14 protein-coding genes and 1 pseudogene are annotated in these 9,974 nt (G+C 69.8%); 6 read left to right on the top strand and 9 right to left on the bottom strand.

Annotation, left to right across the window (positions count from 1 at the left end):
• The 5 genes and pseudogenes from IEZ10_RS36685 to IEZ10_RS36675 form a co-directional block, all read right to left on the bottom strand.
• A partial coding sequence (locus IEZ10_RS36685; protein ID WP_189251110.1) for an SDR family NAD(P)-dependent oxidoreductase occupies positions 1-446 on the bottom strand: 446 nt, incomplete at its 3' end.
• Between the two features lie 41 nt (positions 447-487).
• The gene (locus IEZ10_RS39635) at positions 488-703 is read right to left on the bottom strand and encodes a hypothetical protein (protein ID WP_229812029.1); all 216 of its coding nucleotides are present in this window, start codon (positions 701-703) and stop codon (positions 488-490) included.
• Positions 704-709: 6 nt separating this feature from the next.
• Positions 710-958, bottom strand: a pseudogene (locus IEZ10_RS40525) (class I SAM-dependent methyltransferase); the annotation flags it as partial.
• Positions 959-1,129, bottom strand: coding sequence for a hypothetical protein (locus tag IEZ10_RS39630; protein WP_229812028.1), 171 nt, complete (start codon positions 1,127-1,129; stop codon positions 959-961).
• Between the two features lie 38 nt (positions 1,130-1,167).
• Positions 1,168-2,619 (bottom strand): MFS transporter, encoded by a 1,452-nt coding sequence (locus IEZ10_RS36675; protein WP_189251109.1) that lies wholly within the window; start codon positions 2,617-2,619, stop codon positions 1,168-1,170.
• 108 nt (positions 2,620-2,727) lie between these two features.
• On the opposite strand from IEZ10_RS36675, the gene IEZ10_RS36670 reads away from it, so the two are divergent.
• The 3 genes from IEZ10_RS36670 (at position 2,728) to IEZ10_RS36660 (ending at position 4,107) form a co-directional block, all read left to right on the top strand.
• Positions 2,728-3,312, top strand: coding sequence for a helix-turn-helix domain-containing protein (locus tag IEZ10_RS36670; RefSeq protein WP_189251108.1), 585 nt, complete (start codon positions 2,728-2,730; stop codon positions 3,310-3,312).
• A 156-nt stretch (positions 3,313-3,468) separates the two neighbouring features.
• Entirely contained in the window at positions 3,469-3,654 is a 186-nt protein-coding gene (locus IEZ10_RS36665) for a hypothetical protein (protein WP_229812027.1), read from the top strand.
• A 144-nt stretch (positions 3,655-3,798) separates the two neighbouring features.
• On the top strand, positions 3,799-4,107 hold the full coding sequence (locus IEZ10_RS36660; protein ID WP_229812026.1) for an alpha/beta fold hydrolase: 309 nt from the start codon (positions 3,799-3,801) through the stop codon (positions 4,105-4,107).
• Here the strand turns inward: IEZ10_RS36660 and IEZ10_RS40520 are convergent.
• Positions 4,070-4,429 (bottom strand): TetR/AcrR family transcriptional regulator, encoded by a 360-nt coding sequence (locus IEZ10_RS40520; RefSeq protein ID WP_373287456.1) that lies wholly within the window; start codon positions 4,427-4,429, stop codon positions 4,070-4,072. The two genes, IEZ10_RS36660 and IEZ10_RS40520, sit on opposite strands and share 38 nt — an antisense overlap.
• Here IEZ10_RS40520 and IEZ10_RS36650 point away from each other — a divergent pair.
• Positions 4,325-5,035: an SDR family NAD(P)-dependent oxidoreductase gene (locus tag IEZ10_RS36650; protein WP_229812025.1), complete on the top strand. Its 711-nt coding sequence runs from the start codon at positions 4,325-4,327 to the stop codon at positions 5,033-5,035. The two genes, IEZ10_RS40520 and IEZ10_RS36650, sit on opposite strands and share 105 nt — an antisense overlap.
• A 645-nt stretch (positions 5,036-5,680) precedes the next feature.
• The gene (locus IEZ10_RS39625; RefSeq protein ID WP_229812024.1) at positions 5,681-6,187 is read left to right on the top strand and encodes a tyrosine-type recombinase/integrase; all 507 of its coding nucleotides are present in this window, start codon (positions 5,681-5,683) and stop codon (positions 6,185-6,187) included.
• A 453-nt stretch (positions 6,188-6,640) separates the two neighbouring features.
• Here the strand turns inward: IEZ10_RS39625 and IEZ10_RS36640 are convergent, their stop codons facing one another.
• Both IEZ10_RS36640 and IEZ10_RS36635 read right to left on the bottom strand, forming a co-directional pair.
• Positions 6,641-7,180 (bottom strand): tyrosine-type recombinase/integrase, encoded by a 540-nt coding sequence (locus IEZ10_RS36640; RefSeq protein ID WP_189251107.1) that lies wholly within the window; start codon positions 7,178-7,180, stop codon positions 6,641-6,643.
• A gap of 202 nt (positions 7,181-7,382) precedes the next feature.
• Entirely contained in the window at positions 7,383-7,676 is a 294-nt protein-coding gene (locus IEZ10_RS36635; RefSeq protein ID WP_189251106.1) for a DUF1330 domain-containing protein, read from the bottom strand.
• 188 nt (positions 7,677-7,864) lie between these two features.
• On the opposite strand from IEZ10_RS36635, the gene IEZ10_RS36630 reads away from it, so the two are divergent.
• The gene (locus IEZ10_RS36630) at positions 7,865-8,767 is read left to right on the top strand and encodes a LysR family transcriptional regulator (RefSeq protein WP_189251105.1); all 903 of its coding nucleotides are present in this window, start codon (positions 7,865-7,867) and stop codon (positions 8,765-8,767) included.
• Between the two features lie 217 nt (positions 8,768-8,984).
• On the opposite strand, the gene IEZ10_RS36625 is transcribed toward IEZ10_RS36630, so the two are convergent.
• The gene (locus IEZ10_RS36625) at positions 8,985-9,845 is read right to left on the bottom strand and encodes a hypothetical protein (protein ID WP_189251104.1); all 861 of its coding nucleotides are present in this window, start codon (positions 9,843-9,845) and stop codon (positions 8,985-8,987) included.
• Positions 9,846-9,974: the final 129 nt, after the last annotated feature.

Here is a 9,974-nt window from a genome sequence, read left to right as displayed (position 1 = left end):
CTGCCGAGGCCGGGGGTGTCGGCAGCGCCGCTGCTGACGTTGATGATGGCGCCGTGTCCGCGTTCGGTCATGCCGGGGGCGAGGGCCTGGACGAGGAGGTAGGGGGCGCGCAGGTTGATCGCGATGTGGGCGTCGAAGGTGGCGGGGGTGGTGTCGGCGGTGCGGGCGAAGTGGAAGATGCCCGCGTTGTTGACCAGGATGTCGACTTCTCCGGCGCGGTCGGCCAGGGCGGTGACCTGAGCGGGGTCGGACAGGTCGGCGGGCTCGAAGCGGGCTTTGGCGCCGAGGGCTTCGATGCGCTGGAGGGTGTCGGCGGCGCGCTGTTCGTTGCGGCCGTGGACGATGATGTCGGCGCCGCGTGCGGCCAGGGCCAGGGCGGTTGCCCGTCCGATGCCGGCGGTGGCGCCGGTGACCAGAGCGGTCTGCTGGGCGAGGTCGTGGTGCATGGGCGTACTCGTTCCTGCGCGGTGTCGTGTGCTGGTGAGGGTTACTGGGTGCGCTGAGCGGTCAGGACGGTGTCGTGGATGGTGACCTGTCGACCGTCGGGTGTGGTGGCGGTGCGGGGGCGGGCGGTGCGGGTGACGGGCTTCCAGGCGTGTGCGGGGAGGTCGTCGATGAGGTCGTCGGCGGTGAAGAAGATGTCAGGCTCGGGCGGGCGGGGCATGGCGGTGTCCAGGTCGCTGGGGTGGTGGCCGATGATCACCAGATGTCCGTCGCGGGCGACTCGTGAGGCGAGGGCGGCGAAGACGGTGCGGCGCAGGGGTGGGGGGAAGTGGAGGAAGGAGGCGGTGACGAGGTCGTAGCAGGGGGCGCCGTCATCGTGGGGTGTCCAGGTGCGGATGTCGGCCTGCTGCCAGGTGAGGCGGCCGGCCAGTGCGGCCGGGGTGTGGTCGGCTGCGCGGGCGAGGGCCTGGGCGGAGAAGTCGGTGCCGGTGACCTGCCAGCCTGCCTGGGCCAGCTAGAGGGCGTCGGCGCCCTCGCCGCATCCCGCCTCCAGTGCCGTACCCGGCACGAGCGCGTTCGCTGCCTCTACGAGAGCCGGGTTGGGCTGTCCGCTCCACAAGGGGTTGGGCTGGTGGTAGCGCTGGTCCCAGAACGCGGCTTCGTAGCGCGGATCGGTGTCACTCATCAGGAGTTCTCCAGGGTGTGGTCGGGGGTCTGGGGCGATCATGCGGGGGTGGTGTCGGGGGCGGGGATGCGGCGCGCCCAGAGGCCGAACAGGAGCAGGCCGGCCAGGGGGAAGGCGGCGGTCGCGAGCAGGGTCGCTCCCAGACCGTCCTCCAGGCCGCCGGTGGCGGACAGCACGCTGGTCAGGACGGCCAGGCCCATGCCGCCGCCGAGTTGCTGCAGGCCTTGGGTGAGACCGGCGGCGGCGCCGATGTGCTCGGTGGGGGCCTGGTGCATGATCACGGCGGTGACGGGGGCGAAAGTGGCGCCGGCGCCCGCGCCGAGCAGGATCGAGGGCAGCAGCACGGTGACGATCGAGGTGTGCGCGTCGGCGTCGGCGGCCACCAGCGCCATCCAGACGATGCCCAGCACCAGCCCGGCAAGTCCCGTACTGCCGATGACGCGCTCGCCCAGGCGCGGCAGCAGCCGGGGGGTGAGCTGGTTGGTGGTGATCAGGCCGGCGGTGAAGGGCACCAGGGCAAGACCGGTCTGGATCGGGGTGAAGCCGAGCACCTGCTGGGTGAGCAGGGTGGTGAAGAACAGGAAGCCGACCTGCCCGGCCGGGACGACCAGCATCGCCAGCAGCGGGCCCGCGCTGCGCATGGAGGAGAAGAACGCCAGCGGCATCACCGGATACGGATGCCGGCGCTCACACACGACCAGGGCCGCGAGTGCGAGGGCGGCGACGGCGAACGACCCGACCACCACCGGGCTGCTCCAGCCGCGGTCGGCGGCGGAGGTGAAGGCGAACACCAACGCCACCATCGTCAGGATCGAGGCCGTGGTGCCGCCGATGTCCAGCGAGGCGCGCCGGCGCCCCATATCCGGCAGGTTGCGCACCGCACCCAGCAGCACCACAAGCCCGATGGGGGCGTTGACGAACATCACCCATTCCCAGCCCAGCGTCTGCGTCAGCACACCGCCCGCCGGCAGCCCGACCGCGGCTCCTGCGCCCACGGCCAGGACGAACATCGCCATCGCACGCGAGCGCTGTGGGCCCGGCGCGGTGATCCCCATCAGCAGCACCATCACGCTGGGCGCCGCCATCGCCGCACCCACCCCCTGCAGGGCGCGCGCCGCCACCAGGACCCCCGCTGACGGCGCGAGCCCTCCCGCGATGGAAGCGATCACGAAGACGGAGACGCCCAGGACCAGAGCACGGCGCGGCCCGATCATGGAGCCGACCTTCCCGCTCAGCAGAATCAGCCCGCCGAAGGTCAGCGCGTATGCGGTGACGACCCAGGACAGACCCGCGCTGGAAAAGCGCAGCTCACGACCGATGTCGGGCAGGGCCACATTCACGATCGAGGTATCCACGACGAACATCAGCTGCGTCAACACCAAGATCACCACGGCCGGCGCCACCGGCCCACGCTGCACCGCCACCGCCCCGCCGGGCGTAGCTGCGGCCCGCGGCGCGTCTGGCGCCTCGGTTCTGCTGTCGTTGCTCATCACGTCTCTCCCATCACGTGCGGCGGACCCGATCGGCGCGCCTGAACCCACAGTCACGCCGACCTTGCCGGAGCGCAAAGATCTTTGCTGTGGTGGCAAGGTAGAAGGATGGATGAAGAGACACAGTCGACGATGGCCGCGGTCGGCCCCCGCCTCAAAGGGCTGCGCACCCAGCGCAATCTCTCCCTGACAGCCCTCGCCGAAGCCACCGGCATCTCCCTCAGCACGCTCTCGCGCCTGGAATCAGGCCGGCGCCGCCCCACCCTCGAACTGCTCCTGCCCCTGGCCCGGGAACTGCGCGTGGACATCGGCCGGCTCATCGGCGCCCCGCAGACGGGCGACCCCCGCCTGCACCTTCGGCCCGTCACCCGCCACGGCATGACCATGCTCCCGCTCACCCGACGGGCAGGCAGCCTGCAAGCCTACAAATTGATCATCTCGCCGAAGATGCGCTCGCCTGAACCCGAGCAGGCCAGCCACGAGGGCTACGAATGGATCTACGTCCTCGACGGCCGACTGCGCCTGGTCCTGGGCGACAACGACCTGATCATGGGCCCGGGCGAAGCCGCCGAATTCGACACCCGCACCCCCCACTGGTTCGGCAACGCCGACGAGCACCCCGTCGAAATTCTCAGCCTCCTCGGCCGCCAAGGAGAACGCGCACACCTCCGCGCCCGCACCACACCACGATGAACCCAAGGATCGTTTGACGACAGGCAGCTGACGCGTCCAATGAACTCGTGCAATCCGGGGGTGCGCGGCAGCCCGAATCCAATCGGATCCGATGATGATTGCTGACAGGGTTTGACGGCAGATGGGGCCCGATCCTCCGCACGGAAGGGGCCCTCGGTGGCGAACCTGGTCTACAAGCGGGTCTTGACCGACCAGCAGTCGACCGCCCGGCAGAACCTTGTCCTGGACGAGGCCGGCATCGAGAATCCGGTCGTCTTCGAGGAGGACGGCGGTACCTCCAGCCGCCTCCACCCCCTCCAGGGGGCAGACCAAGTACGAGTGAAAGGGGCAGTGAGTCGCTGAGCCGCTGGTCAAAAGGTGCGATCGTCCGCTGACGTGACCCTCCGCGTGGGTTTGGTTGCGGTTTGGTGAACAAGACCGTTCGGCACGGTTGATCGCCGCTACGGCTTCGGCTGCTGGACGCCGGGATCGAGGCGAGGGACGGCCTTGGATGACGTGGATCGAGCGGAGTTCGAGCGGACGGGCCTGACCGGAGCGCTCAACCGGTACCGCAGCATGGACCGTGACTGGGAGGACCTGGCTCCCTACGCCGGGGCCCCGATCGAGCAGCCGGCCCTGTTCGTCGGTGGCAAGCGGGACGCCTCCACCATGTGGCTGTCCGACGCGATCGACGCCTACCCCCGTACCCTCCCGAATCTGAGGGGGAGCCATCTCCTGGACTGCGGCCATTGGATTCAGCAGGAACGCCCCGACGACGTCAACCACCTTCTCCGAGACTTCCTCGACAGCCTCTGACTGAGGATTTCTGACGCCACAGCCTGCGGCCCACAGGACGCGAGCGCCAGGTCGGGCCGCAGTGGCCGCAGCGGGCTTGCGCCGGCGTGTGCCCCGGCCACCGAGAACCGACATCCGTGGCCGCGGAATACCGGGGTGTCGGCCACGGGCCCTGCAGCTCGCAGACCTTCTCGATGTAGTAGGCGAATCCGTCCCAGGCGTCGCCAAAGGACAGGGCGTGCTCGGCGACCTCGTCGAGGCGGCCTGCGGCCAGGTCGGTCACCACCTCGTCGATGAGTGCCTCGCGGGTGCCGTAGAGGTTGTACAGGGTGCCGTGGCTCACCCCGGCCCGGCGGGCGATCTCTTTCAGCGGCACCTTGAGGCGGTCGCCTTCTCCGCCGATCTTGCCAAGCCCTCCGAGGTGCCTGCCCTGGTGCAGATGATCCGGGACCGCCTGGGCCGGATCGACGTGGTCGAGTACGGGCCGATCAGCGGTGACACGGGCTTCACCGCCGCCACCGAGCTGGACGCGGCAACCCTGATGGAGCTGTCGCCGCTGCTCCTGTTCACCCCGGTCGAGGTGGTCCGGGCAGTGCTGCCGGAGTGGACCGAGCGCGGTGACGGTGCCTTTCTGCTGACCCAGGGCTACTCGGCGGCGCGGCCGATGCCGTACCTCAGCGGCCTGGGCCCGGTGATGTCCGCCACCCGCAACTACCTGTACTCCCTCAACGCCGAGTTGGCCGGCACGGGCGTCTACGCCGGCACCCTGAGCGTCGCCTCCCTGATCGCCCGGAGCGAGGTGGCCGCCGCGGCGCAGGCCGCCTTCACCGCGGCCGACGGCCCGAAGGTCGGCATCGTCGATCCGGACGACCTGGCCGATCAGTACTGGCGCATGTACACCGAGCGCGACCACGTCGAGCGGTTCTACCCCGACTCGCTCACTGCCTGATCACTGACGTCTCCCGTCCACGCGTGAAGCGGTCCTGGCATCTGCAGGCATACGGCCCTTGGCTCATGACCTGTTTGACCAGGTCCGTGAACGGGACGATGCCGGTCGTGGCCGAGCAGCGGCCGAAGACGTGGGCGTGGTGGGCGGCCAGGCTGTAAGTTCCGGCGATGAATGGCCGGGTATCTCCGGCGCTACGTGGCCGGGCATGATCCTTTGATGGCAAAAGTACGGCCCCGCCGCGTGGCGGGGCCTGCGCTGACTCATGTACGCGATAATCACCTATTGTCACGTACATGAGCGATCGCGGCGGCGCGGCGACCGCGCCTACGCCTCGGCCATCGATCGCACCATCGCGCGGCTCGGCCGCGACCGGCCGCTCGCCGACGTGGCCGACGCCAGATCGGCGCCGCGCTCACCGACCTGTGGGGCCAGAGCGCGCCGGCCACCTGGAACCACAACCGCGCCGCCGTCACCTCCTGGCTGATCTGGTGCCAGACCAAGAAGCACTGGGCCGCCCCCTCGGTCCCGGCGGACGCCGAACGCCGCAAGGAGAACGTCGACGAGACCCGCGCGGTCGCCAAGACCACCATCCACCGGCTGCTGTCACGCCGCGGCATCCCGCTGCGCGAGAAGACCCTGTGGCGGATGCTGTACGAGACCGCGGCCAGAGCCGCGGAGATCCTGGCGCTGAACGTCGAGGACCTCGACCTGGAGCACCGCCGCGCCCCCGTCCGCTCCAAGGGCGGCGCCGTCGAGTGGGTGTACTGGGAGAGCGGGACCGCCCATCTCCTGCCCCGCCTGCTCCGTCTGCCCGACGGCACCTCACGCACCCACGGGCCGCTGTTCCTGTCCGAACGCCGCCCGGTCCCCGCCCGTCGGCCGACCGCCCCCGACATCTGCCCGCACACCGGCCGCGCCCGCCTCGGCTACGACCGCGCCCGCGTCCTGCTCGATACCTACGCCGGGCTCGACCTGCATCAGCTGCGCCACAGCGCCGCCACCCACCTCGGCGACGCCGAGATCCCGCTGCAGCTCATCATGGGCAAGACCCGGCACAAGAACCCCCGCACCGCCATGCGCTACGTCAAGCCCGGAGCTGAGGCCATCGCCAAGGTCACCGAGGTTCTGGCACCGCGTCGCCGTACCCACTGATCAGCAACTTCTCCGAGAGGGAGGGACACTGCCCCTTTCTCTCGTACCTGGTCTGCCCCCTCCAGCGCCCGAAGTTCCGCGCGCTCCTCGACTACGCGCGGCCGGGCGACACCGTCCACATCTCCGAGATGTTCCGCCTCGTACGCGGCACCGGCGTTCCCGTGGTGCCGGCCCAGCGCAAGGCTCGCCGCGAGTACGAGAACCGCGTCAGCGTGCTCACCCCAGCCGGACCATGATCACCGGCTTAGCGTTAACCGCTGTACCGATGTTCCCCGAGGCCGGACAAGGGATCTCGGCGAGCAGCGCGCAGGTGAGCCATGGCGATCTGCACGTTGCCGGTCGGGGTTGCCGTAGTACTCGAGAAAAATCGGGCGGATATGGCCCTGACCTGGTGCTTCGCTAATCCTGGTGGAGCAGGTCGGCAGGGGCCGGAGGGCTGCGGCGTTGTAGGTGTTACCGGCGTCGCGTCGCCGGGTCTCGGGTCTCCTGCCAGCGAGCCAGCGCCTCGGGGGAGACGCGGGCGTAGCGAGCCAGAGACGCGACTGAGGTGTGGCCGGAGTACGCCAGAAGCGTGCTGGTGTTGGCGCCGTCCTCCGCGGCGTGGGTGAGTGCGGAGTGGCGGAGCTGGTGGAGTGTCCAGGGCCCGCCGGGGCAGTCGCCGGTCGTCTGCTCGAACAGCTCGGCGGCCCTTCGGTAGGACAGCCGGGCCCGCCCGGAGTCGGAGTCGAGGTCGCCCGGCGGCAGCACGACCCGGGCGCGGCGATCGGTGAGGAAGACCGGCCCGGCCCGGCGTCCGGCCAGCAGGCGGGGCAATAGGCGGGCGGTGGCGGTGCGCCAGACGATGATGTCGACCGCGCCGCCCTTGCGCCGCACCCGGGCGCGCCGGTTGCCCAGATCGAGTTCTTCGACGTTCAGGGCCAGGACCTCCTCGGTGCGGGCCGCGCTGTCGTACAGCAGCCGCCACAGGACCGCCGGTCGCGTAGTTGGCGACATCGGCGGCCACCCACTGGCCTTGCGGCGACTTCGCTGACGCCGCGGCCATGGCGGCGGCGTCAGCGAAGTCGCCTTCGAAGACCGCGAAATACGGCGCTTCTCCCTTGGTCGCCGCCACGTCGAAGCTGTAGCGCCACACCGGCAGCCGCACCAGCGAAAACCAAGATGGTGGATCTTCAGTGAAGATCCGACTGGACCTCGGTCAGTCGATGCCTTCGACGATGCGGAAGTCGCGCTCGACGCCGTCGGGGAGGGCGACCAGCGCCTTCTGGTATGCCTCGCTCTCGTATGCCGCGACGGCCTGTTCAAAGCTGTCGAACTCGATCAGAACGACGCGTTGCGTGATCCCGGCCTCGTGGGCGACGACTCGACCGCCACGGGACAGGACGCGCCCGCCCCCAGCCTGGACAGCCGGACGGGCCAGCTTGCCGTAGGCAGTCAGCCTCTCAGGGTCGGAAATGGCGGGGTAGACACTGACCCAGTAGCCCTTGGCCATGGAAACCTCCTATGTTCGGCCGGACACGTCCGACTTCGGATTGACACTCAAATCGATCGATCCCGGCGACGGGTACTGCGGTCAGTGGAATCGTCATATGCGCAGGTTAGGGCTTGATGTGCGGTCGGGGGAAAGACCGGTACGGGATAGACTCAGAACGGATCGTTATCAATCGGCAGGGAGGGCACATGGCGCCGGATACGGTGAGCCTGCGGTACTTCCTGGTGCTGGCGCAGGAGTTGAACTTCACCCGCGCGGCCGCACGGATCGGTATCGCACAGCCCGCACTCAGCGCCCGGATGCGCCGATTGGAGGCGGAACTCGGTACGGCCCTGCTGGTCCGCAACACGCGTAGCGTCGTGTTGACCACGGCCGGTGCGGCTTTGGCGGAGTCCGCGCCGCCCGCGCTGGCGGCGCTGGACCGGGCATGGGACACCGCCCGGAGCGCGGCGGCCGGTGAACTGGGCACGCTGCGCATCGGATACAGCCTCAGCGCCGGGGCCGAGACGGCACCGGCGCTGGTGGACAGGCTGATTCGCGGCAACAGCGGACTCAAGGTCGGCGCGGTCCCGATGGCGACACCGGAGATCTCCCCCGCGGTCGCCGACGGCCGCATCGATGCCGGGATCACCCGCGGTGAACAGCCGGGCCGTGGCGTGCGCCGGTTCCTGCTGCGGCGTCAGCGCATCGGGGTCCAGTTGGCGCAGCACCATCCGCTGGCCGAACACCCGGAGATCGAGATCGCCGACGCGGCCGCGTATCCGCTGCGACTCCCGGACCGTGCGGCCAACCCCGTGATCCACGATCAGCTGTCCGCACTGTTCCGAGACATCCGACCACACCCCCGGTTCCACACGCCCGCTGTCTCTTTCGACATGTCTCAGCGCGACCTGCGCGACGGGGTCACCCTCGCCCCGGCCGGAGAAGCCGCGGTCACGGTACAACCGGCCGGTCTCACCTGGCGACCGCTGCGGGGCGCGCCCAGCCTGACGATCCACCTGGTCCTCCCACGCGAGCAGTCGCCACTACACCGCCGCATCCGTGCCGTCGCCAAAACCCTGGCGCACGAGCTGCACTGGCTGCCGGACTGACGCGCAAGAGGTCAAGCGAGACGGACGCCTGCGGTGGCGAGGCCGAAGACCTTGTGCCCGGCGGACTTCGCGGTGATGATGACGACGGCGGTCTTGCTGAATGTCCGAACTCGCGGCCCCGCCCCAGCCGCCCGCCGACCCCGACTGTTGAGAATCGTTCGATTATCGACAAGATCACAAAACAATTCAGAGCGGCGCGAACGGCAGGACCGGAATTTCATCCACCGGCGGGCAGACGGCCGAGTGTGCGCATGATGGCGGCGTGGCCGGTGCGAAGGACGGCGGCCGGATCGCTTCCGGCCGGTCCCTGCCAACGGAGATAGACCATGGTGGTGCCATGGCACACGCCCACGGCGACATGAGCGATCGAGTCATCGAGGTGCTGCACGGCGAACGTCCTGGTCTCTCCCGTCCACGGGCCACTGGTGAAGGGTTCGAGCCGGGGATCGATGCTGTAGGACTGTTCGTTCTCGTCGGACAGGCATGAGCCATCCCAGCCCAGCGGCCCGGTGCGCGCCTGTTCGGCGCTCTGCTCGTCAGACAGGAACAGCACATCCTCGCGGACCGAAACCTCACCGATCAGACGTCGGGTAACGGCGGGCGCGCCGCCGTAGGCGTTCTGCTCGTGAAAGAGGTCCCCGCAGACCAGTTCGCGCGAGCCCGGCGCGCTTCCTGGGACCGGCCACGGCGCCATGCCCTCTCCGTACACGGAGGGCGGGGGCAGGGCCGCGGCCATCGTGGCCGAGGCCGACCGCATGGCGGTGACGGGCGTGGACCTGGCAGGGTGACCGCCAACGGCTGCCGGTACGGACGTGGCCGACGCGGTGCCCTGGAGCAGTACATACGGGTCAGGCTCGCCGTCCACCTCGAACGGCCAGGCCCACGTCACCTCCGCCGGCAGCCCGCCACGCGCCGCCACGATCGTCGCCCCCGCGCCCGGGTAGCCGTCCTCGGTCCAGGCATCCGTCGTGACCAGGGCGGCCGGGCTCCGCGGGCTCGGCGGAGGATGCGGAGGCCTGTCGCGGCGGATCAGGACGACGTCATCACCACAGAAGACCGGCGCGGCCACGCGGATCATGATTCTGCTGAACGGCGCCGCCGCGTCCGCTGGAAAGGTGTCCGTCATGGCGTTCAGTATCAGCGGGGGTGCGGGTGGCCGGCCGGGAAGGCGGCGGCGTCTTGTGCGCCGTCGTGGGTGTGGTGGCCC

Source organism: Streptosporangium pseudovulgare, from assembly GCF_014648055.1.
Classification (GTDB): domain Bacteria; phylum Actinomycetota; class Actinomycetes; order Streptosporangiales; family Streptosporangiaceae; genus Streptosporangium; species Streptosporangium pseudovulgare.
This window is presented reverse-complemented; position numbering and strand designations above follow the sequence as displayed.